The 23096-nt window shown below is 65.6% G+C and carries 15 protein-coding genes (1 of these 15 cut by a window edge); 6 read left to right on the top strand and 9 right to left on the bottom strand.

Going from position 1 to position 23096, the window contains the following annotated elements; translation table 11 throughout:
* Nucleotides 1-2498, bottom strand: partial view of an ABC transporter permease gene (locus HMP09_RS02150; protein WP_176498993.1) — the 5' portion only. Its footprint begins 1 nt before the window's first position; the window shows 2498 of its 2499 coding nt (coding positions 1-2498); the start codon lies at nucleotides 2496-2498; its stop codon straddles the left edge of the window (only 2 of its three bases are visible, at nucleotides 1-2).
* Nucleotides 2495-3193 carry an ABC transporter ATP-binding protein gene (locus HMP09_RS02145; protein WP_232090553.1) on the bottom strand — a complete coding sequence of 233 codons (699 nt, stop codon included), beginning with the start codon at nucleotides 3191-3193 and terminating at the stop codon, nucleotides 2495-2497. Before HMP09_RS02145 ends, HMP09_RS02150 begins: the two co-directional genes overlap by 4 nt.
* Nucleotides 3194-3218: 25 nt before the next feature.
* Here HMP09_RS02145 and HMP09_RS02140 point away from each other — a divergent pair, with 25 nt between their 5' ends.
* A complete protein-coding gene (locus HMP09_RS02140; protein WP_176498992.1) occupies nucleotides 3219-3956 on the top strand; it encodes an arylesterase in 738 nt (245 codons plus the stop codon).
* 92 nt (nucleotides 3957-4048) lie between these two features.
* Nucleotides 4049-4786, top strand: a complete 738-nt coding sequence (locus HMP09_RS02135) for a Crp/Fnr family transcriptional regulator (RefSeq protein WP_176498991.1) — start codon at nucleotides 4049-4051, stop codon at nucleotides 4784-4786.
* Nucleotides 4787-4815: 29 nt separating this feature from the next.
* On the opposite strand, the gene HMP09_RS02130 is transcribed toward HMP09_RS02135, so the two are convergent.
* The 3 genes from HMP09_RS02130 to HMP09_RS02120 all read right to left on the bottom strand — a co-directional run bounded on the left by HMP09_RS02130 (nucleotide 4816) and on the right by HMP09_RS02120 (nucleotide 6997).
* The gene (locus HMP09_RS02130; RefSeq protein ID WP_232090551.1) at nucleotides 4816-5181 is read right to left on the bottom strand and encodes a hypothetical protein; all 366 of its coding nucleotides are present in this window, start codon (nucleotides 5179-5181) and stop codon (nucleotides 4816-4818) included.
* A gap of 89 nt (nucleotides 5182-5270) precedes the next feature.
* Nucleotides 5271-6113, bottom strand: coding sequence for a transglutaminase-like domain-containing protein (locus HMP09_RS02125; RefSeq protein ID WP_176498990.1), 843 nt, complete (start codon nucleotides 6111-6113; stop codon nucleotides 5271-5273).
* Between the two features lie 14 nt (nucleotides 6114-6127).
* Nucleotides 6128-6997 (bottom strand): transglutaminase family protein, encoded by an 870-nt coding sequence (locus HMP09_RS02120; RefSeq protein ID WP_232090549.1) that lies wholly within the window; start codon nucleotides 6995-6997, stop codon nucleotides 6128-6130.
* Between the two features lie 67 nt (nucleotides 6998-7064).
* Between HMP09_RS02120 and HMP09_RS02115 the strand changes: the two genes are divergently transcribed.
* The 4 genes from HMP09_RS02115 to HMP09_RS02100 all read left to right on the top strand — a co-directional run bounded on the left by HMP09_RS02115 (nucleotide 7065) and on the right by HMP09_RS02100 (nucleotide 14653).
* Entirely contained in the window at nucleotides 7065-7865 is an 801-nt protein-coding gene (locus tag HMP09_RS02115) for an N-formylglutamate amidohydrolase (protein WP_176498988.1), read from the top strand.
* A gap of 115 nt (nucleotides 7866-7980) precedes the next feature.
* The gene (locus tag HMP09_RS02110; protein ID WP_176498987.1) at nucleotides 7981-9009 is read left to right on the top strand and encodes an IS110 family transposase; all 1029 of its coding nucleotides are present in this window, start codon (nucleotides 7981-7983) and stop codon (nucleotides 9007-9009) included.
* A 296-nt stretch (nucleotides 9010-9305) separates the two neighbouring features.
* Entirely contained in the window at nucleotides 9306-12200 is a 2895-nt protein-coding gene (locus HMP09_RS02105) for a PAS domain-containing protein (RefSeq protein ID WP_176498986.1), read from the top strand.
* A gap of 266 nt (nucleotides 12201-12466) precedes the next feature.
* Nucleotides 12467-14653: a TonB-dependent receptor gene (locus HMP09_RS02100; protein ID WP_176498985.1), complete on the top strand. Its 2187-nt coding sequence runs from the start codon at nucleotides 12467-12469 to the stop codon at nucleotides 14651-14653.
* A gap of 145 nt (nucleotides 14654-14798) precedes the next feature.
* Here the strand turns inward: HMP09_RS02100 and treY are convergent, their stop codons facing one another.
* The 4 genes from treY to glgX are packed head-to-tail and all read right to left on the bottom strand — an operon-like array spanning nucleotide 14799 to nucleotide 23009.
* Nucleotides 14799-17237 carry a malto-oligosyltrehalose synthase gene (gene treY, locus HMP09_RS02095; protein WP_176498984.1) on the bottom strand — a complete coding sequence of 813 codons (2439 nt, stop codon included), beginning with the start codon at nucleotides 17235-17237 and terminating at the stop codon, nucleotides 14799-14801.
* On the bottom strand, nucleotides 17234-19207 hold the full coding sequence (gene malQ / locus HMP09_RS02090) for a 4-alpha-glucanotransferase (protein ID WP_176498983.1): 1974 nt from the start codon (nucleotides 19205-19207) through the stop codon (nucleotides 17234-17236). Before malQ ends, treY begins: the two co-directional genes overlap by 4 nt.
* On the bottom strand, nucleotides 19204-20910 hold the full coding sequence (treZ, locus tag HMP09_RS02085; RefSeq protein ID WP_176498982.1) for a malto-oligosyltrehalose trehalohydrolase: 1707 nt from the start codon (nucleotides 20908-20910) through the stop codon (nucleotides 19204-19206). The genes malQ and treZ overlap by 4 nt, the downstream gene beginning before the upstream one ends.
* Nucleotides 20907-23009, bottom strand: coding sequence for a glycogen debranching protein GlgX (glgX, locus tag HMP09_RS02080; protein WP_176498981.1), 2103 nt, complete (start codon nucleotides 23007-23009; stop codon nucleotides 20907-20909). The genes treZ and glgX overlap by 4 nt, the downstream gene beginning before the upstream one ends.
* Nucleotides 23010-23096 lie beyond the last annotated feature (87 nt).

Genomic DNA, 23096 nt, shown 5'->3' with positions numbered 1-23096 from the left:
CAGAGTTGTCGCAAAGCCTCTGACGGCCGTGCGCCGAGAATGGGCCACGCGCCGATCAGCCCGATCGCCATGGTCAACCCGGCTCCACCCGCCAGGGTCACGACCACCGTCGTGTAATCCGGCCGCCATTCGAAACTGAACAGCTGCGTGACGACATACCAGGCTCCACCCAGCCCCAGTAGCAAGGCGAGCGCCGACAGCACGATGCTGAGGAACGCATATTCGAGCGCCTGCACGGCGAGCACCTGCCGCCGCGTGGCACCGAGCGTGCGCAGGATCACGCCGTCATATGTGCGCGCCTCTCGCGCTGCGGCGATCGCGCCGATGAGCACCGCGATCCCGGCCAGGATCGCCACCGATGCCGCGGCGGTGATCGCGGTCGCCATCTGCGCGACGATATCGCGGATCTGGCCGAGCACACCGCGAACCTCGATGACCGACACCGAGGGGAAGCGCGGCAGCAACGCCCGCATCACGCGCGCGTCCTGCCCCGGTGCCAGCTCGATCGTCGCGGCGAGATTATGCGGCGCGTCCTCAATGGCGTTGGGCGAGAACACCATCACGAAGTTGAAGCCGAGCGTGTCCCAGCTGATCCGGCGGAATGACGCGATCCGCGCGGTCCGCTCCACGCCAAGCAAGGTGTAGGTTAGCGGATCGCCGATCTTGAGCGCGAGCACCTTGGCCAATCGCTCGTCGATCGAGACCAGCGGCGGTCCGGTATAGTCGCGCGGCCACCAGCGACCCGCGGTGAGTTCGCTACCCTCGGGCAAGGTCGCGGCATAGGTAAGCCCGCGCTCGCCGCGCAGCGCCCATGCGCCGTCGGGTAGCGTCTTGAGATCGGCGACACGCGTCGTACCGTAGCCGGTGATCGTGCCACGCATCGCGGGGACGGTACGAATGACCGGGTGGAATGCCACGCCTTCGATCGTCCGCCGGAACTCCGCCTCGCGGTCGGGCGGTACGTCAAGCGCGAACAGCGCCGGCGCGCGCTTTGGTACGGTGAGCGCGATGTTCGCATCGATACTGGTGCGGATGCCGGCGAGCAGGACGAACAGCGTCAAGCCGAGACCAAGAGCGACGACCAGGGTACCGGTCCGCGCGCCCGGGCGGTGGAGTCCGGCAATCGCGAGCCGCAACAACGGCTTGCGCGAGCGGGGAAGCGCTGCGGCGATCCGACGTACTGCCCAGCCGAATGCGGCCAATACCAGCAATACGCCAGCGACAGCCGCAAGGAAGCCTGCGCTCAGGCCCGGCTGGTCCGCGGTCGACAAAGCGAGCGCGACGATCGCGGCGCCTGCACCCAGCACCCAGGGCAAGGTGCGACGCAACGGCACGGACCGATTGCCGAACACACCGCGCAACAACCCCGCCGCGGGAATGCTGCCCGCCTCGATCAGCGGTGGCGCGGTAAAGGCGAGTGCGATCAGCATGCCGTACGCGGCCGCGAGCGCGAGCGGCGCGAACTGCAGCGCGAAGCGCGGCGCGACCGGCAGGACGTCCCCCGCGAGCCAGACGATCAGCGGTACGGTCGCAGCGCCTGCGACAAGCCCCGCGACGATCCCCATCGCCGCGACGACCGCGACTTCCAATAGGTAGATCCTGGCGATCAGGCCAGACGTCGCGCCGAGCACCTTCAACGCCGCGATGCTACTGCGGCGGGCGGCGAGATAGGAGGACACGCCGTTGCCGACGCCGATCCCGGCGATGACGAGCGCGGACAGCCCGACCAGAAGCAGGAACTGCCCCATGCGATCGACGAAGCGTTCGGCACCCGGCGCGGCACGGTCACGTGTCTTGGTCTCCCAGCCGCCGGTCGGGAATGCGGCCTTGAACCGTTCGACGGCGGTTGGGGGCGACGCGCCGGGAGACAGGCGCACGCGGTATTTGCTCTCGTACAGGCTGCCGGGCTGGACCAGACCGGTCCGCGCGATGCCCGCCATCGAGACGATCGCGACCGGGCCCAGCGTGAAGCCTTCACCGAGACGGTCCGGTTCGTTTGCGATCACGCCGGCGACGGTGAAGTCGGCGATCCCGAGCCGTATGCTGGCACCGCGGCCGCCGCCGAGCCTCTGCGCCAAGGCCGGAACGATCCAGATCGCGTTGGGATCGTCGACCGTCGCAACCGATCCACCTTGCACGGCGAGCGTACCGTAAAGCGGATAGACCGCGTCGACGCCCTTGAGCTGGACCGGTACGCTGGTGGTGCCGCGGATCGCGGTCGCCTGCATCCGGACGGTCTCGGACACCGTCCCGAGCCGCGCCATCGCGGCGCGCTCGTCAGCGGTGGCGGCACGCTGCGACGTGCCGAACTCGACGTCGCCGCCCAGGATCGCGCTGCCCCGCGCCGCAAGCTCGCCGTCGATCGACTGCGTCAGGCTGCCGATCGCCGCCAGCGCACCGACGCCGAGAAACAGGCACGCCAGCAACAGCCGCAACCCACGAAACCGAAGATCGAGTTCGCGACGGGCAAGCCGCCACGCCAGCCGCCATTCGCTCACCGCAAGCGATCCGCGGCGATACGGCCGTCGGCGAGCTCGACGATCCGGTCGCAGCGCGCCGCAAGTACGGGGTCGTGCGTGATGATGATCAACGTGGCACCAGTCGCGGCACGGCGGTCGAACAACAGGTCCATGACCGAAGCGCCGGTGGCGGCATCCAGGTTGCCGGTCGGTTCGTCACCGAAGACGAGCGCGGGACGCGGGCCGAGCGCACGGGCGATCGCCACGCGCTGTTGCTCGCCGCCGGAAAGCTGCGTGGGATAATGGCCGATGCGGTGCGACAGGCCGACTGCGGCGAGTTCGACTTCCGGCCGCTCGAACGCGTCGGGCATCCCGGCCAGTTCCATCGGCACGGCGACGTTCTCGAGCGCGGTCATCGTCGGTAGAAGATGGAAGGCCTGCAGGACGATTCCGATGCGTCCCCGCCGCGCACGCGCCAGGGCATCCTCGTCAAGCTTGCCGAAGTCGAGGCCCGCGACCTGGACCTGCCCGCTGCTCGCGCGCTCCAGTCCTGAAAGCACCGCCATCAGCGACGACTTGCCCGACCCCGACGGCCCCAGCAGCGCAACGCTGGTGCCCTGCGCGATGTCGAGATCGATCCCCTTCAGGATCGTCGTCGCGGCAGTCGATGCGCCGAGTGTCAGCGTGACATCACGCGCCGAGATCACCATATCGGCGGAAGCAGGTTCGGACATGGAGACCAATATCTTGGAGAAACAGATGCGACGCTGGCCTCTTTATGGGGGCGGACTGGCGCTTCTCCAAGCGGGGTTGCTGGCCGGCTGCGATCGGACCCCCGAGATCCCTGCCCCGCCGCCCGCGACGAACCCCGCGACGAATATCGTCTCGCCGACGACCGCCCAGGTTGCAACGACCCCCGCGCCTCGAGGTCCAGAGCGCCTGATCCTCGCATTCGGTGACAGCCTATATGCCGGCTATGGGCTCGATCGCGGGCAGAGCCTGCCCGATGCGTTGCAAAACCGGTTGCGCAAGGACGGGATCAACGCGACGATCGTCAACGCCGGTGTCTCGGGCGATACCAGTGCGGCGGGACGGCAGCGGTTCGCGTTCGCGCTCGACAGCATGAAGCGCAAACCCGACCTGATCCTGCTGGGGCTCGGCGGCAATGATGTCCTGCGCCAGATATCGCCGGACGAAACGCGCGCCAACATGACGGCCATGATGGCCGAGGCCAAGCGGCGCAGTATCCCCGTCATGCTGACCGGCATGATGGCGCCGCCCAATCTTGGTCCGGAGTATTCGCGTCGGTTCAATAGCATATGGACCGACTTAGCCAGATCCTATCATGCAACGCTCTACCCCTTCATCCTCGATGGCGTCATCGGCGACGCCGGATTGATGCAGGCGGACCATGTTCATCCCAACCGGACGGGTGTCGACCGGATCGCCGCCCGCGTTGCGCCGCTGGTTGAAACGGCGTTAGGAGGGCGCAAATGACTTCGGCACGTTGACGCAGCGGGCCAAACACAATGCACGACGGCTACGCAGCGGGAATACGCGGCGGGCATGACGCAGAAAAAGGGACTCTCATGCAATTCAGTGGCCTGACCGCTCGCCTCGGACGCAGCCTCGATCTCACCGATGCCGAGCGCACGGCGATCGCTCGCGTTGAGCAAGGCGAGCGCCGTCTGAAGGCGGGCGACGTGTTGATGGCGGAAGGCGGAGACAGCAACTCGCTCTATATCGTCCGGCAGGGCTGGATGCATTCGTCGACCCGCCTGATCTCGGGCGGACGCCAGATCCTGCGGTTCCACTATGCCGGCGACCTGATCGGCACGTCGAGCATCGCCTGGGCACAGGCGTCGACGACGCTCACCGCGATCTCGGACTGCCTCGTCACCGACCTTCCTAAGAAGGATTTGGGCCTGTTGTTCCAGGGGCAGCCTCGCGTCGCCGGGTTGCTCTACGCGATCGCTGCCGCCGAGAACGTCGCGATGAGCGATCGGCTGACCTCGATCGGGCGGATGGGTGCGACCGAACGCCTGTCGACGCTGTTGCTCGATATCCTCGCGCGGCTTCGGGTAACGGCGGGCGGGATCGTCGACTCCTTCGACCTTCCACTCACCCAGAGCGACCTGGGCGACGCGCTTGGCCTGACCAAGGTCCACGTCAACCGCACGATCCGCGGCCTCGAACGTGCGGGCGTCATCGAACGGAACGGGCGGCGGATCAGGATCGTCGATGAAGCCGGATTGATCGAGTCGACGGGCTTTACCGACCGATACGGCGAGATCGCAACCGACTGGCTACCACCGGCCAGCGCCTGAAATTCAGCTGTCAGAGATAGTTACGCCGATCAGCTGCGATCGACGACGAACAGCGTGACTCGGTCGTACTTGATATCGCCGGGGTTGAAGATGGCGTCTGCGATGAACGAGCGGTCGGCGACCTCGATGTCCTTGAGGCCGGCGAGCTTGAACGTCCCAAGCTTGATTTCCTTGGGCGGCTGGCCATCGCGCTCCAGCGTTACCGCGTCGACGAACACGTCGTCGTGCTTGGTATACAGGATGTGCGGTGCCAGCGTGCAGACCATCCGGTTGTAGGTCGCCGTGATGCATTTGCGCAACGCGATCGCCTGTAGCAGCAGGGCGTTCGCGTTCGCCGGAGAGGACTGGGCCGAAGTGGACTGGGCCGAAGTGGACTGATCTGGGATCGAGGTCATGTTGTGCATCGCAGCATAAGTTGAAGGATCGGTGGCGTTAGGCCCATCGCATCGTCCGCGACAAGACCTAAGTTGACGCTACGGCAGGATTACCCCGCTGGCACCACGGCATCGCTGCGCGGCTCGAGGCCGACTTCGTCCGTGTGGACGTCGAAACCGACCAGGCGTGCCGGACCGAAGGTGGTGGTGAGCGCGGTGTCGGTCGCGTCCCTGCCCCGCGCCATCAGGATACGGCCGATCCGCGGGCGATTATGGCGCGCGTCGAACGTGTGCCACGTGCCGCCGAGATACACGTCGAACCATGCGGAAAAGTCCATCGGCGCATCGACGGGGGGGATGCCGATATCGCCGAGATAGCCGGTGCAATAGCGGGCCGGGATGTTCATGCAGCGACACAGCGTGATCGCAAGATGCGCGAAATCGCGGCATACGCCCTGCCGCTCCTGATACACGTCCCATGCGGTCTTCGTCGGACGCGCGAAGTGATAGCCGAACTCGACGTGATCGTGCGTGAAGTCGACGATCGCCTGCACCCGCTGCCAACCCGCCGAAACATGTCCGAACAACGACCACGCCGTCTCGGACAGGCGGTCCGTTTCGCAATACCGGCTGCCGAGCAGGTAGATCAGGATATCGTCGGGAAGATCCTCGACCGCGTGCTGGATCGCGCCGGGCGTTACCGGGTCGGGCGCGCCACTGTCCTGGACGGTGAAGTCGCACGACAGCGTCAGGCCACCCTTGGGCACCGTGATCCGCGTGCAGACGTTGCCGAACGCATCGAGATAATCATAGGCCGGCATGTCCGGATCGTCGACGATCCGGTGCGGCGTAACGAGATCCTTGTTCCGCGACGGATGCAGGCTCAGCATCGCCATCATCGGAGTCGCTACGTCGGTTTCGAATCGAATGTCGTAGCCTGCCCTGATCAGCATAAAAGTCCCCCGGTTCAGGCCGTTATCGCCGTGTGTTGAAAACTGTTGGCATCGCCTGTGGCGGCATCATCGACAGCGATGTTCACGGACACGCTCATGTCGAGGAAGCTCCCCGGAAACCCGCTCCAGGTGCCGGAGATCGGAACCGCCTGGTAGATGTCGCGCGCGACGGCGACGCGGATCAGGCCGCGGTTGCCCACGATGCCGTTGGTGGGGTCGAACTCGACCCAGCCGGAGCCCGGAAGATAAACGCGGACCCACGCATGCGTGTTGCCACCGCCGGTACGCTGCTCACGGCTGCTGGGGTTATAGACATAGCCCGAGATGAACCGCGCTGCGAAGCCGAGCGCGCGAACCGCTTCGATCATCAGCATCGCATAATCGCGGCACGTCCCCTTGCGCCTCGCCAGCGTCTCGATCGGCGACTGCGTGCCCTTTTCCGGGCGCGGGACATAGGTGAACTCGCGCTTGATCGCCGCGGTCATCTCCGAAAGCATCGCGAGCGTGTCGGTCTGCCCCCCGGTGCCGACGAAACGCCGCGCCCAGGCATCGATCTCGCGCAGCGGATCATGATGCTGGCGCTCGATCGACCGCAACAGGTCGGGCATTTCCTCGGACGAATACGTGAACGGATAGAAGCGCGCATAGCGTTCGATATCGACGTTCTGCAATTCGGCCGGACTGTGGTTCAGCCGGATCTGGCTGTCGATGACAAGGTCTTTCGCACGCTTGTCGAACGTGGCGATCGCGACCGAATTGCCGAACACGTCCTGCAGCCAACGCACGTCGGACGGCGCCGGCGTGATCGTCAGCTTGGCGTCGATAAGGTGCTGGTCATAGCTTTCTCGCGGCCGGACCATGATCCGGTGCTCGCCAAACGCCACTGGCTGGCGGTAAGAGTATTTCGTGACGTGAGAGAGCGTTAGAGATGGCATTGAGGATCCGTGTCGCATGAACAGCACTGCCAGCCAAACGCTGCTTACGACCGAGGATACCTCTCCGGTCACGGTGATCAACCCGGCAGGCGCGTCATCGTTCCTGCTGATCGGCGACCATGCGGGGAAAGCGGTACCGGCCCTGCTCGGGACGCTGGGCCTGAGCGACGCGGATCTGTCCCGCCATATCGGCTGGGACATCGGCATCGGCGAGCTCGGGGCGTTGCTGGCGGAGCGCGTCGACGCGGTGTTCGTGCGCCAGACCTATTCACGGCTGGTGATCGACTGCAACCGAAGCCCCGACCAAGCGGACGTCATCGCTGCGGTCAGCGACGACACAGTCGTGCCCGGGAATGCTGCGCTCAGCGAGGCGGATCGCGCGGCACGCTTCGCCGAGATCCACGAGCCGTATCACGCCGCGATCGACGCAGAACTGGCGCGCCGTGACGCACGCGACCTGCCGACGGCGGTGATCGCGTTGCACAGTTTTACCCCGATGATGCGCGGGCCGCTGCGGGATCAGGCGCGGCCATGGCAGATCGGCATTCTCCACGACGGTGGCGATACGAGATTCGCGCAGGCGCTGCTCGCGGTGTTGCGGACCGAAGGCGACCTTATCGTCGGCGACAACGAACCCTATCGGATGGACCTGATCGACTACACCGTTCCGCGGCATGCCTACCCAGCCCGCGCGTACGCCGAGATCGAGATACGACAGGACCTGTTGGCGTCTGCCGAGAATTGCGCCGCATGGGCCGATCGCCTTGCCCGCGTGCTGCCGGTCGCGCTCGAGCGGATCGGCGCACGCCGGATCTGACCGCGGGATCGGATCTATCTTTTAAGCGTTTTTTTCGCCGGCCTTGATGATGTAACCGCCCCCCGACGGCATTAAAGTGGAAACGGGGGTCTTCAACTGATGGAGGAGTGCGGTGATGTCGGAGATTGTTACGATCGGACTCGATCTGGCGAAGAGAGTGTTCCAAGTCCACGGGGCTGATGGAGCGGGTCATGCGATCCTGCGCAAGAAGCTGAGCCGGGATCAGTTGCTGCCGTTCTTCAGTACGCTTCCGCCGTGCACGGTCGCGATGGAGGCTTGCGGAGGCTCGCATTTCTGGGGGCGGAAGATTGCCCTTCTGGGCCATGAGGTTCGCCTGATCCCGCCGGCGTATGTGAAGCCTTTTGTGAAGCGGCAGAAAAATGATGCGGCGGACGCCGAGGCGATCTGCGAGGCGGCGCAACGCCCATCGATGCGCTTCGTGCCGGTGAAGAGCGAAGAGGTACAGGGAGCTGCCTCGGTGTTCCGGGTCAGGGAGTTGATGATCCGGCAGCGCACCCAGGCGATTAACGCCTTGCGCGGCCATTTGACAGAGTTCGGCAAGGTGGTGCCCAAAGGCGCTGCAAATATCTCCCGCCTGATTGCCATTGTGGATGATCCGGACAGCGGCCTGCCTGCTCAGGCTGTTGCGACATTCCGGGTGCTTGTCGACGCGCTCGTCGGCCTCGACGCGCAGATCGAGAAGCTGAACGCCGAAATCACCCATCGCGCTAAAGAGAATGAAGTCGCGCAAAGGTTGATGACGATCCCCGGCATCGGTCCCCTGATCGCCACAGCCATCGCGGTGCTGGCCCCACCACCGGAGACGTTCCGTCGCGGCCGCGATTTCGCGGCCTGGCTCGGCCTCGTGCCGCGACAACACTCAACGGGCGGCAAGCAACGCCTTGGGGCAACGACGAAGATGGGCGAGCGATCCCTGCGCCGCCTCCTGATCATCGGGGCCAACAGCGTCATCATCAAACGGAGTGTCCATCAGGCAGCTCGACCGGGCACCTGGCTGGCAGGAATGCTGTCGCGCAAGCCGTCGATGCTCGTCCGTGTCGCGCTGGCCAACAAGATGGCGCGCGTCGCCTGGGCGTTGATGATCAAGGGTGAAAGTTACCGGGCTCCGGCTGCGGCGGCATAAGCCGACCGTCAGTCGCGAGGCGTCGGAGCGTACGAGGGCAAGGAGCAGTTTGGCGCAACGGTCGTGAGACGGGGATCGGGAAAACCAGTTTGCAACAGAGTGCCTTCGAGCACGCGGCTTTGATCTGGACCCGACCTGCGAACACCATACGGGCCCGCGGCAGTTGTAAGGCCGCATCATGAGGCCGGACATATGTCAGCACCCGACACGCGCCACAACGAGTTTCAAAAACCCTCTTGCGTATGGGGCGGTTACATATGTTGCATAAGGTCGCGCCCTCCGACCTTCGAGATCCGATGCACCGACCGACGATTGAAGCTGGTACCGTCAATCCAGCGCAGGAGCGATACGACGCGCTGTTCGAAGCGATCGACGCGGGGTTCTGCATCATCGAAATGGTGTTCGATGGCGATCGCGCGGTCGATTACCGGTTCGTCGAGGTCAATCCGCAGTTCGAAAGTCAGACTGGCCTGGTCGACGCGGTCGGTCGGACGGCCGGCGAACTCGTTCCCGATCTGGAGCGCTTCTGGTTCGACGCCTATGCCAAGGTCGCGCTGACTGGCGAGCCGGCGCGGTTCGATCACGGTTCCGACGCGATGGACCGGTGGTTCGACGTTCATGCCTTTCCCGTCGGTTCGGGGACACCGCGCCTCGTCGCGGTGCTGTTCACCGACGTATCGGCGTACCGTCGTGCGGCCATCGCCACGCAGGAAAGCGAGGAACGGCTCAACCAGGCGCTCGCGGCCGGCAACGGCATCGGTACATGGGACTGGGACATCCCGAACGATCGCGTGAAGGCGGACGAGCGGTTCTCGCGACTATACGGCGTCCCTGAGGAACTCGGTCGCAAGGGGGCACCGCTCGAACGGTTCTTTGGTGGCATTCATCCCGACGATCTTCCCGGCACCCGCGCGGCGATCGCCGATGCGCTCGAGGGCGATGGCGATTTCACGGCCGAGTACCGTCTCGTGCAGCCTGACGGCGCGGTCCGCTGGGTCGCCGCGCAGGGCCGCTGCCGGTTCGCCGCCGATGGCACGCCATCGCGGTTTCCCGGTGTCAGCTTCGATATCACCCAGCGCAAGCAGGCGGAGCTCCGACAAAACGCTTTGTTGAATCTTGGCGACGCGATCCGCGACCTGACCGATCCCGACGCGATTGCCTATGCTGCCTCCGAGATCCTGGGCAAGGCGCTCCAGGTGAGCCGGGTCGGCTACGGCGTTATCGACAAGGTGCGCGAGACGATCGCCGTCGAGCGCGACTGGAATGCGCCGGGCATCACGACGCTGGCCGGAACGCTCCAGTTTCGGGACTATGGTTCGTATATCGAAGACCTGAAAGCCGGCCGGACCGTGACCATCGCCGATGTCGATCATGATCCGCGGACCCGCGAGACGGCCGACATGCTCAAGGGGATCAGCGCGGCTTCGTTCGTCAACATGCCGCTGGTCGAGCAGGACGATTTGGTCGCGTTGATCTACACCAACGACGCGACGCCGCGCCTGTGGAGCGACGATGACCTCGTGCTGATCCGCGAAGTTGCCGAGCGGGTCCGGGCGGCCAGCGAGCGGCTGCGGGCAGAAGACGCCCGACGCGCCAGTGACGAACAATTTCGGGTCTTTGCCGAAGCCGTCCCCAATCAGATCTGGGCGGCGCGGCCCGACGGGTATCTCTATTGGTTCAACCGGCAGGTCTACGCATATAATGGGTTCAAACCCGGCGAGCTCGACGGTACCGAGGTGTGGGTCACCTTGATGCATCCCGACGACGTGGCGCTGGCCGGGGAGCGATGGCGTCACTCGCTGGCGACCGGCGATTCCTATGCCGCCGAGTTTCGTGTGCGTGGCGCGAACGGCGACTATCGCTGGTTCCTGGTGCGTGCCGAACCGGTGCGCGGCAATGACGGCGAGATCTTGCGCTGGGTCGGCAACAATACCGACATCGACGACAGCCGCCGGCAGACTGCGCAACTGGCGCAATGGAACGAGACGCTGGAAGACCAGGTCGCAACCCGCACGCGCGAATTGATGCAAGTCGAGGAGGCGTTGCCGCAAAGCCAGAAGATGGAGGCGGTCGGCCAGCTGACCGGAGGGATCGCGCACGATTTCAACAACTTGTTGACCGGTATTACCGGGAGCTTGGAACTGCTCGGCATACGGATCGCGCAAGGCCGGCTGAACGATGTCGAGCGCTATTCCCTGGCCGCGCAAGGCGCCGCCAAGCGCGCCGCGGCGCTGACCCACCGGCTGCTGGCCTTTTCCAGGCGACAGACACTCGATCCCAAGCCGACCGACGTCAACCGGTTGGTCGCGGGTCTCGAGGATCTGGTCCGTCGCACGGTCGGCCCCGGGGTCGAGGTCGAGGTCGTCGCCTCGGTCGGGTTGTGGACGACTTTGGTCGATCCGCACCAGTTGGAGAACGCGTTGCTCAACCTGTGCATCAATGCGCGGGATGCGATGCCGGGCGGCGGGCGGCTGACGATCGAGACCGCCAATCGCTGGATCGACGCGAGGACGGCGCGCGAGCGTGAACTCGATGCGGGGCAATATGTGTCGTTGAGCGTATCCGATACCGGCACGGGGATGACTCCGGACGTGATCGCCAAGGCATTCGATCCCTTTTTCACGACCAAGCCGCTGGGTCTCGGCACCGGGCTGGGCCTGTCGATGATCTATGGCTTTGCGCGGCAATCCGGTGGACACGTCCGGATCTACTCCGAGGTCGGCGAGGGCACCAACGTGTGCATCTATCTGCCCCGGCATTTCGGCGATGCCGAGGATACCGAAACGCTGCCCGAGCACACCGACGCACCGCGGGCGAATGCGGGGGAAACCGTGCTGGTGGTCGACGACGAACCGACCGTCCGGATGCTGGTGGTGGAGGTGCTCGAGGAGCTCGGCTATGCCGCGATCGAAGCCGCGGACGGTGCATCGGGGTTGAAGCTGTTGCAATCCGACATCCGCGTCGACCTGCTGGTCACCGACGTCGGCCTGCCCGGCGGGATGAACGGCCGGCAAATGGCCGACGCGGCACGCGTTGCCCGCCCCGACCTGAAGATCCTCTTCATCACCGGCTATGCGGAGAACGCGGTCGTCGGCAACGGCCATCTCGATCCGGGCATGCATGTCATGACCAAACCTTTCGCGATGGAGGCCCTGGCCACGCGCATCCGGGATTTGATCGTCGCCGGGTGATTGGAACTCGTAGTCGAACCCTCCACCTACTTCGTCATCCTGACGAACGTCAGGATCCAAAGCCAAGATGGACGGCGTCCGTTACTCTGGATCCTGCCGCTCGTCCGGTGGACGGCGGGCGTCGTGTTCCCCGCGGCTAAACCAGGCCATGTTGCATCGCGGCAACAGCGCGCCGCGTATCGCCTAACATGGCATCATTGTCACTTGATATGATGTATCATTAAATCTACCCGCATCGTCATACAGGGACGACACAAGGGAATTTCATGAAGACGATGCTGTTCGGCGCCACAGCCCTGGCTGCGCTCCTTTCCTCTCAGGCTCACGCGCAGACCGGGACGGCGGATCCCGCGACGTCAGCGCCTGCCCCAGCCTCCGCATCGGTCGGCGCCCCGGCATCGGTCGGCGCCACCAACCAGCGCGACATCATCGTCACCGCGCCGATCCAGACCAGCGAGCGCGACGTGTTGCAGGGCACCACAGTCCTCACCGGCCAGGAACTCACCCGCCAGCTGCGCCCGTCGATCGGCGAGACGCTCGCCCGCCAGCCCGGCGTGTCGGCCAGCTCGTTCGGCCCCAGCGCCTCGCGGCCGATCCTGCGCGGCTTCCAGGGCGACCGCATCCGCGTGCTGACCGACGGGATCGGCTCGATCGACGTGTCGAACACCTCGGTCGACCACGCGGTCATCATCGACCCGCTGCTCGCCGAGCGCATCGAGATCCTGCGCGGGCCCAGCGCGCTCCTGTACGGCACGTCGGCGGTCGGCGGCGTGGTCAACGTCATCGATACGCGCATTCCGCGGTCGGTGCCCGAGAACGGCTACCGCGTGAACGGCATCGCCAACTATGGTTCGGCCGCCGACGAGCGGTCCGGCGGCATGGCCGGCGACGTTGCGGTCGGCCAGCACCTCGTGCTGCACGCCGATGGCTCGTACCTGAAGTCCGGCGACCTGCGCACCGGCGGGTACATCCTGTCGCGCGACGCCCGCGCACAGGCACTCGCTACCGCCGCCGAGCCGGTCGATCCGAACGAGGCCGACCCGATCGACTATGCCGCCTCCGCCCGTTTGAAGGGCAAGCTGCCCAACACGCAGGCCGAGACCTGGACCGCGGGCGCCGGTGCATCGATCATCACCGACACCGGCAATCTGGGCATCTCGTACAGCCACTATGACAGCCTGTACGGCGTGCCGATCCGCTACGCCACGCAACCCGGCCAGGAGCAGGAAGCACCGCGCCTCGACGTCGTCCAGAACCGAGTCGACCTGCGCGGCGAGATCGACACCGGCGGCGACGTGTTCAGCAAGATCCGCGTCCGCGTCGGCCAGGCGAGCTATCGCCACTTCGAGCTGGAGGAAGATAATTCCGTCGGCACCGCCTTCTACAACAAGGGCCTCGAAGGACGCCTCGAAGTCGTCCAGGCGAACCGCGGCGGGTGGCAGGGTGCGTCGGGCGTCCAGTTCTACAACCGCATCTTCAACGTGGTCGGCGACGAAGCCTTCCTGCCGAAGAACGAGACCAACCAGACCGGCCTCTTCACGCTTCAGCAGTATGAATCGGGCAAGTTCCACGCCGAGGGTGGCGTCCGCTACGAGATTACCGACCTCGCCGCGCGCACGCCCGAGGACGATCTCCGCTTCTTCCGCGGCAGCCAGAGCTATCATTCGGTCTCGGGGTCGCTCGGTGCATCCTATGCGCTGACCGACAGCGTCCGTATCGGCCTGAACGGCTCGCGCACCGAGCGTGCGCCCTCGTCCGAAGAACTGTTCGCGAACGGCGCGCATGCCGGCACGCAGGCGTACGAACTCGGCAACCCCGACTTCAAGCTCGAAAAGTCCTGGGGACTGGAAGGCACGCTGCACGCGCACGGCGATGGCTTCAGCTTCGACGCGTCGGCCTATTACAACTGGTTCTCGAACTACATCTCGGAGAACCAGGTCGCACGGTCGGTCTGCCAGGCGGCGGCCGATCCGTCGGGTCGCACCGTCGACCTGCCCTGCTTCCAGTATCAGCAGGCCGATGCGCGCTATTACGGGTTCGAGGCGGATGCGTCGGTGAAGGTCGCGCAGATCGGGGGCTATGCGGTCAACGCCGACGTACTCGGCGATTACGTCCACGCCAACATCGTCGATCAGGGCCCCGTCCCGCGCATCCCGCCGATGCGCGTGCTTGGGGGGATCGAGGCACAAGGCGACCGGATCAACGGCCGCGTCGAGGTCGAGCACGTGTTCGACCAGAACCGGATCGCCGCATTCGAGACGACGACCAACGCCTATACGATGGTCAACGCCTCGATCGGCCTCAGCCCGTTCGGCAAGGATTCGAAGACGACGCTGTTGCTGAGCGCGAACAACTTGTTCGACGTGAACGCACGGCGCGCGACCAGCTTCCTGAAGGACTTCGCGCCGCTCGCCGGACGCGATTTCCGCGCGACATTGCGCTTCGGTCTGTAACCGGCACCGGCCGTTCCCGCGTCGAAACGGGAACGGCCGGGGCCTGATCATTTGCCGATCAGGACGTCGCTCGCCTCGATCACCATTGTGACCGTATCGCCTCTTGCGACATCGGTAAGCGCGTCACGGTTCGGCAACGACTTGGTCAGCGCGCTGCACCATCCAGCACGACCACCGAGGCGGCGGATTCGCCAAGCAGATCGGCGATCCTTTCGCCGGACGACAGAGCGGTATCGGCCCACCAACCGTCGGTATCGGTCGCGTCGAGGCAGCGTCCCGCACTCCGCAAGGCAACGACGCACCGCACAGCCACACCGTGATGCGTGCGGTCGAACGTAATCACGTGCGCCGCGCGCGCGCCCGTGATTGCGATCGGTTCGTACGCGCCGACCGTGAACAGCGTCGGATGCTGCCGCCGCAGGGCGAGCAGGCGAGCAATCAGCGTCGCCTTCGGATCGGACGCGGATGCGAGCATCGCCTGACGCACCGAATAGTCGACCGGCCGGCGGTTGTCCGGATCCACCAGGCTCAAATCGGTCGTTTCGGTACCTTGATACAGGTCGGGAACGCCCGGAACGGTATAGCGCAACGCCACCTGCGCCAGGCTGTTCGCGTCCGCCGCTGGCGCGATCCGGTCGACGAACGCCGTCATGTCGTCGAGGAACGCCGTCGACCGCTCGGGATCGAGCAAAGCACGGGCGAGGTCGTGGCATAGGGTTTCGTAGCGCTCGTCCGGCGCCTCCCAGGACGACTGGAGCTTGGCTTCGCGCAACGCCTTCTCCTGCCATGCGACGATCCGCTCGGCATACTCCGAGAGTCCCTCGGCATTTGACCCGCACAGGTTCGCCGGCCATGCACCGAACAGCGTCTGGAGCAACATATAGGCGTCTGCGGGATCGACGCCCTTGGCATATGGCGTAGCCAGTTCGAGCCAATGCTCGACGCGGGCTCGCCAAAGGTCCGGGACCTCGCTCAGCACCGCAAGCCGCGCGCGAACGTCCTCGCCGCGCTTGTGATCGTGCGTCGCGGTGGCAAGCATCGCGGACGGCCAGTCGCGCGCACGCTCGATCATCGCGGCATGAAACGCGTCGATATCAAGCGACATCCGCGCTGCGTCGAAGCCGACGTCGTTGCGCGACAGCAAACGGCCGTAGCGATAAAATGCGGTATCCTCGACCGCCTTTGCCGCGATCGGCGCGGAAAGTTGCTGGAATTGCCGGACGGCATCGGCGGCCAGTGCGGTGTCGCCAGGCCCCTCGCCTGCCAGCCATGACAGTATCCGGTCGACGACCGGGCCCTCGCCGGGGGGGACGAACTCGGCAACGCGCTGGCGGACCGTCTCGCGGATCCTGGCATCTCCGCCTGGAGCCGCTCCGCCCGTTCCATACGTCCGGTACACCGGGAACACCCACAGCAGACGCTTGATGGCGCGGTGGAGCATGCCCGTCGTCAGCCCGTCGCACTCAGGCGCCGAGCGGGCGAGCGCAACGAACGCCTCGACGCAGCGGCGGTGCTGCGCGTCGAACTGCCATGCGAGCAGTTCCTGGCGGGCGCGCAATTCCTCGGGCGCGAAATCGGCAGAGCGGCCACTGATGTCGGCCCACAGTCCGGCTAGCGGTTCGGCGCCGCCGGGCGCATGGAGCAAGGCGGTAACCTGCGCCATGAAGTCGTACCCGCTGGTACCGTCGACGCTCCAGTCGGTGCTGAGCGGTTCGTCATCGGCAAGGATCTTCTCGATGACGATATAGGCCGGGCCGGTGGGGGCGTCGGCGGGGCGTTCGATCGCGTCGAAGCGAGCACGGAGGTGGCGGCAATAGCCGGCGGGGTCGGTCAGCCCGTCGACATGATCGACGCGGACGCCATCGATCAGGCCTTCGGCGTAGAGGCGGAAATACAGCGCGTGCGTGGCGTCGAACACGATCGGGTCTTCAGCGCGAAGACCGGCAAGATCATTGATCGTGAAGAACCGTCGCCAGTTGAGTTCGTCGTTGGCGACACGCCACGAGGCAAGGCGGTAATGCTGGCGATCGATCAGCGCGGCGACATCGTCGGTCGCGGCGGTCGCCTGGTCCTCGTCGCGGATCGGCAGGCGATGTTCCCCGTACGCTTCGAGGATATAGCGACCGTCGACCTGCTCGACTGTGATCGCGCCACGCGCGAGCGTTTCGGCAAGCGGATCGCCAAGGATCGGAAGGACCAGCTTCTCGCGCCAATCGACATCGAAATACCGCGCGAATTCGCTGGTTTTACCGTGTGCTAGGACATCATTCCACCACGCGTTCTCACCACCGGCAACGCCCATGTGATTGGGGACGATGTCGATGATGACGCCCATGTCGCGGGTGCGAAGCGCTGCGACGAGGCTGCGGAAGGCCTCTTCCCCGCCGAGTTCGGGATTGATCCGGGTCGGGTCGACGACGTCGTAGCCGTGCGTGGAGCCACTGCGCGCGGTGGTGATCGGCGAGGCGTAGAGATGGCTGATGCCGAGGTCGTCGAGATACGGCACCCGCGCCTCCGCATCGGCGAAGGTGAAGTCCTTGTGGAACTGGAAGCGGTAGGTTGCGCGCGGCGTAGAGGAGGTCATGCGGGTCTCTGGGCGTTGAGCGTGTCGATGCGGGCGGCGACGTGGGTGCGGGTCAGCAGCGCCTCGGTCGTGTCCGGCATGCGGCGGCGCCAATTGGGGTGCTCGTCGATCGTGCCGGGCAAGTTGGGTTGCTCGATAAGTCCGGCGATATCCTCGATCGGGATGATCGCGAGCCTACAGGGTGCGCCGGCGACATGCGCGATCGCGGCGTCGAGGACGGGTCCGGTATCGTCGGGCGCGGGTTGCTCGGTACCGGTGCCGAACGCGGACCAGAGCGCGGCGCGATCTTCGGCGCGCGCGGCGCGGTCTGCCGCTTCGTCGACCGCGTCGGACTTGCGGCCTAGGTCCCAGGTCCAGTCGATGTCGCGACCGCTCCACCAGCCCGCGATGGTCGCGAGATCGTGTGTTCCGGTCATCGCGACGGCGTCGGACGACCAAGTCGCGGGGGGCACGAAGCCGTCGGCGTTGCGCTCGAACCAGAGCACGCGCATCCCCAGCATCGCTCGCGCGTCCATCGCCTCGCGGAACCCGTCGGGAACGGTGCCGAGATCTTCGCCGATGACGATAGCCTTGGCGCGCTGCGATTCCATCGCGATGATCCGCATCAGGTCGTCGAACGGCATGTCGAGATACGCGCCCTCCGCGGCGGAGGCGCTTTCGGGGACGACCCAGAGCCGACGAAGACCGAAGGCGTGGTCGATACGAATGCCGCCGGCATGCGCGAGCGCGGCGCGGATCGTCGCGATGAAGGGCGCGAAGCCGGTATCGCGCAGCGCTTGAGGATCGAAGCCGGTGATGCCCCAGCTCTGGCCGTCAGGACCCAACGGATCGGGCGGTGCGCCGATCGAGAGGCCAGTCAGCAGATCGCCGCGGCGGCTCCAGCCGTGGCTACCGCCCGGGTCCATGCCGACGGCAAGATCGGCGATCAGGCCGATCGCCATGCCGGCGTCCGTGGCCGCCGTTTGCGCGGCGTCGAGATCGCGCCGGGCGAGCCATTGGAGGAACATGTAGAACGTAACGTCGTCGGCGTGCTCGGTGACGAACCGGCGGACGGCTGGGCTTGCAGGATCGTGATAGTCGGTTGGCCATTGCTGCCAGCCTCGCGCGCCGGTGGTCGCGAAGAAATGTGCGTGAAGGGCGTCGAACTCGGCGTGACGTTCGAGCGCATCTCCGCCATCGCACCTGAACGCGTCGAGAATTTTGCCAAGCATATGAATATCCTGGTCGAAGGTTCTGCGAAGTCGTGCGAGCTTCGACGGTATCGCACCTTGCCAGTCAATCAGGTCCGGAGCAACGTCGTCCGTCGTCCCAGCGAATGCGGACGCATCGCCGTACAACCCGTTGAGGAATTGGCGGCTCGATGGCGCATAGGGACTGTACCGGCTGGCATCGGCCGGGAACAACGCGTGGGTGGGGCTGATCGCGATCGCGTCGGCGCCGCGCTCGGCGAACGCTCGGGCGGTCTCGGCGAGCGTGCCGAAATCGCCAAATGCCTTGCTCGTCTCGTCCCGCAGGCTCGGGATCTGGACGGCGGGTGCCCACAATCTGCGCCCCCGTAGGGCGTCGTCGATCGTGAAGCACCGGTGCGGCGCAACGAGCAGCACGATCACCTCGCCATCGATTTCGAGACGATGATAGCCCGTCTTCACGATCGGTTTCAGCACGCCCTCGTCGATCAAGACCGACGTTCGCGTACCGTCTTCGAGGACGAGATCCGCCCTGCCCGTCAGCTTCGAGGAGAGCGTGATCGGGTCGCCGACATCGACCGACACGAAACGGGGTCCGCGCCTATTCCGCGCATCGATCGCAGCGAGGCTTTCGGCAATCTGCTTTTCGTCGGCCGACGGATGACCGAGGCGATCGAGGATGCCCTGCAATGCCTCATCGCTAACGGTCTGGCGGCGACCAGCGGCGTCCTGCCATTCGGGTTGCAGGCCGGCGGCGATGGCCAGCGTTCGTAGCGCGCTCATGACTTCAGCCAGACCGCGACGCTGCCGGTATGGCCCGGTTCGCCCTCGGCGAAGATCGGTACGGCGTCGATTTCTGGGAAGGCGATCGGCTCGCCGAGGTTGAGCGCGATCGTGAGGATCGCGCCATCACCCATTTGCCACCTCGCGACCACCGCCCCCTCGCCGATTGCTTCGGCGCCGAGCGAGGTCGTGCCACGCAGGCGGGGGATAATCGCGTCGTGGCGGATCTTCAGCAGCGTGCGGTACAGGTCCTGCCACGCGGCAGCGTCGGGGCCGGGTTGCGCGCGTGACTGGTGGAAGGTCGCATGCGCGTTCGGATCGGGGATCGCCTTGCGCGCTTCGGGGTCGGCGAAGGCCGCGAACTTGGCGAATTCCTTGCGCCGACCTTCACGCACTGCGTCGGCCAGTTCGTCGTGAAAGTCGGTGAAGAACAGGAACGGGGTTTCGCTACCCTGTTCATCGCCCATGAACAGCAACGGGATCTGCGGGCCAAGCAGCAGCAGTGCGGTCGCCGCGCGAAGCTTCTGCCGGTCGGCCAAAAGGGTCAGGCGCTCCCCCATCGCCCGGTTGCCGATCTGGTCGTGGTTCTGAAGGAACGCGACGAAGGCGGTCGGCGCTAGATGTGCGCTAGGCTTGCCGCGCGGCTTGCCGTCGTGGTTGGGCGAGCCCTCCCCCTGGTAGATGAACCCTTCGCTGAGACAGCGTGCGAGACGCTCGGCCGGACGGTCTGAAAAATCAGCGTAATAGGCGCTGGTCTCGCCGGTCAGCAGGACGTGTAGGACGTTGTGGAAGTCGTCGTTCCACTGCGCGTCGAACGCGGCCGGGTGGAGCCGGTCGGCATCGTTGCCTTCGTTTTCGAGGACGAGGTGGACATGGCGGCCTTCCGTTTTCGCACGGAGTTCGATGGCCATCGCGTCGAGGAAATCGTCGTTGCCGATCGCATGAACTGCGTCGAAGCGCAGGCCATCGAAGCGGTATTCGTTCAGCCACATCAGCGCGTTCTCGACGAAGAAGCGGTGGACCGGCGCCTGATCGACCGCCACCGCGCCGCCCCAGGGGGTATCGACGTCTGCGTTGAAAAACCCCTGCGCATAGGCGCCGAGGTAATTCCCGTCGGGGCCGAAGTGATTGTAGACCACGTCGAGGAACACCGCGAGGCCGAGCTCGTGCGCGCGATCGACCAGCGCCTTCAGCGCGTCAGGCGTGCCGTAGCTCTCGGCGGGGGCGTAGGGGAGCACGCCGTCATAGCCCCAGTTGCGCGTGCCGCCAAACGCGTTGACGGGCATGAGTTCGATCGCTGTGATGCCTAGCGCGGCGATCGCGGGGAGGTTGTCCGCGACGCCGGCAAAACCGCCGAGCGTGCCGACATGGACCTCCTGGATCACCATCTCCTCCCACGGGCGGCCGCGCCATTCCGGCGTGCGCCACGCATAGGCATCGTGATCGACCACGACGCTCCAGCCGTGGACGCCGCCATCCTGCGCCCGCGCAGCCGGGTCGGGTACCGTCAGATCGTCCGCCAGCCGGAACCGGTAGCGGGCGCCAGCGCCCACCGAGGCGGTCGCCTCGAACCAGCCTTCCGGGTCGCGGGTCATGGGGACCGCGTCGCAACCGGCGATCTCAAGCGTCACGCGGTCGCGGTCTGGTGCCCAGAGCCGGAAAGTCGTACCGTCCCCGGCGAGCGCGGGTCCCCAGGTCGTCATGCCGCTGCAATCATCCAGGACAGCAACGCCGCACCCTGGGGGGGAAGCTCGTAGCTGTCATTGATCGGTATGGCAGGCTGCTCGGGTTTGCTGCTGTCGATCAGCACGGTGCGCTCGACCTCTGCCGGCGGCGGCATGTGAAAGGTCAGCGGGCCTTCCGACGCGTTAAGCAGCAGCGAGATGACCTGGACTTCGCCGGAGTCCAGTTCGCACGCGCGACGCATGACTAGCGCGCGGCCGTTGGTGTTCTCCCAATCCTCCGAGGTGAGTTGCTGGCCGCGCTCGTCCCACCATTCGATGTCCTTGAGGCCCTCGGCGGGCGTGTCGTCGCCGTAGAGGAAGTTGCCGGCGCGGAGCATCGGATAGTCGCGACGCAGCGCGATCAGGCGCGCGGTGAAGTCGATCAGCGCGTCGCCCTCGGGGGACTTCGCCTTCTCCCAATCGAGCCAGCTGATCTCATTGTCCTGGCAATAGGCGTTGTTGTTGCCGTTCTGCGTGCGGCCGAACTCGTCGCCTGCGACCAGCATCGGCGTGCCGAGCGAGGCGAACAACGTGGTCAGCATCGAGCGCATCACGCGCGACCGCGTCTCCAGGATCGCGGGGTCGTCGGTCGGGCCTTCGACGCCCCAGTTGCGCGAGCAATTGTTCGAATGGCCGTCGTTATTGTCCTCGCCGTTCGCCTCGTTATGGCGCTCCTCATACGCGACGGTGTCGGCGAGCGTGTAGCCGTCATGCGCGCCGAGCAGGTTGACGCTGGCCCACGGACGCCGCGCACGGCGGTCGAACAGGTCGGCCGAACCCGTGAGCCGCGCGGCAAGATCGGCGCGCTGCGCATGATCGCCGCGCCAGAACTTGCGCACCGTGTCGCGGTATTTGTCGTTCCATTCGGCAAACCCGGGGGGGAAGTTGCCAAGCTGATAGCCGCCGGGGCCGATGTCCCAAGGCTCGGTGATCAGCTTCAGCCGGCCGAGCACCGGATCCTGCCGCAGCACGTCGAAGAAGCCCGCACCGGGATCGAACCCCGTATCCGTCCGCCCCAGCGTCAGCCCGAGATCGAAGCGGAAGCCGTCGATGCCGAAGCTGGTCGCCCAGTAACGCAGCGAATCCGCCACCATCTGGAGCACGCGCGCCTTGGTCAGGTTCAGCGTGTTGCCGGTGCCGGTGTCGTTGATCGAGAAGCGCGGATCGTCCTTGACCAGCCGGTAGTAGCTCGCATTGTCGAGCCCGCGCCACGACAGCGTCGGCCCCTGTTCCGAGCCCTCGCAAGTGTGGTTGTAGACGACGTCGAGGATCACTTCGATCCCGGCGGCATGCAGCCGGCGGATCGAACGGCGCAGTTCGTTGTGGCTGTCGGTCGCGAAGAACGAGCGCTCGGGCGTGAAGAAGTTGAGGGTATTGTAGCCCCAGTAATTGCGCAGCCCCTTCTCCTGCAGAAAACGATCCTGGATGTAGGTGTGGATCGGCAGCAGCTCGAGCGCGGTGACGCCGAGGCGCTTGAGGTAATCGATAACCTTGGGATTGCCGAGCGCCGCGAAGGTGCCGCGTTCGGAAGGTTGGACCTCGTCGAACAGCTTGGTCAGGCCCTTGGTATGTGCCTCGTAGATCACCGTCTCCGACCACGGCGTGTTGGGGCGCACGTCGCGCGACCAGTCGAAATGGCTGTCGGTCACGACGCCCTTGGGCATCGTCAGCGCGCTGTCGCGCTTGTCGAAACTCAGATCTGCGCGCGGCGACTTCACCTGATAGCCGTACATCGCGTCGGTCCAGCGAAGCTCGCCGATCATCTGCTTGGCATAGGGGTCGAGCAGCAACTTGTTCGGGTTGAAGCGGTGGCCTTCTTCCGGCGCGTACCGTCCATGCGCGCGATAGCCATAGACCAGCCCGGGCTGCGCGTCGGGGAGGTAGCCGTGCCAGACCTCGTCGGTCCATTCGGGGAGCGGATAGCGTTTCAGCTCGCGGCGGCCGGTCTCGTCATAGACGCACAATTCGATCTTCTCGGCGTTGGCGGAATAGACCGCGAAATTGACGCCGAGGCCGTCGAAGGTCGCTCCGAGCGGATAGGCGGATCCGGCGTCGAGCGTGTCGGGCAGTAGATGCAAGTCGAGGACCCTTTTCGTGTCGTAATCGTCTCGCTGCGGACGCGGCTTTATCGCGGTGCAGCATTCCTTGGCGTGAAACCCATCCGC

Source organism: Sphingomonas sp. HMP9 (genome assembly GCF_013374115.1).
Lineage (GTDB): Bacteria > Pseudomonadota > Alphaproteobacteria > Sphingomonadales > Sphingomonadaceae > Sphingomonas.
The sequence above is the reverse complement of the archived record's forward strand: the minus strand, read 5'-3'. Positions and strand labels throughout refer to the sequence as shown.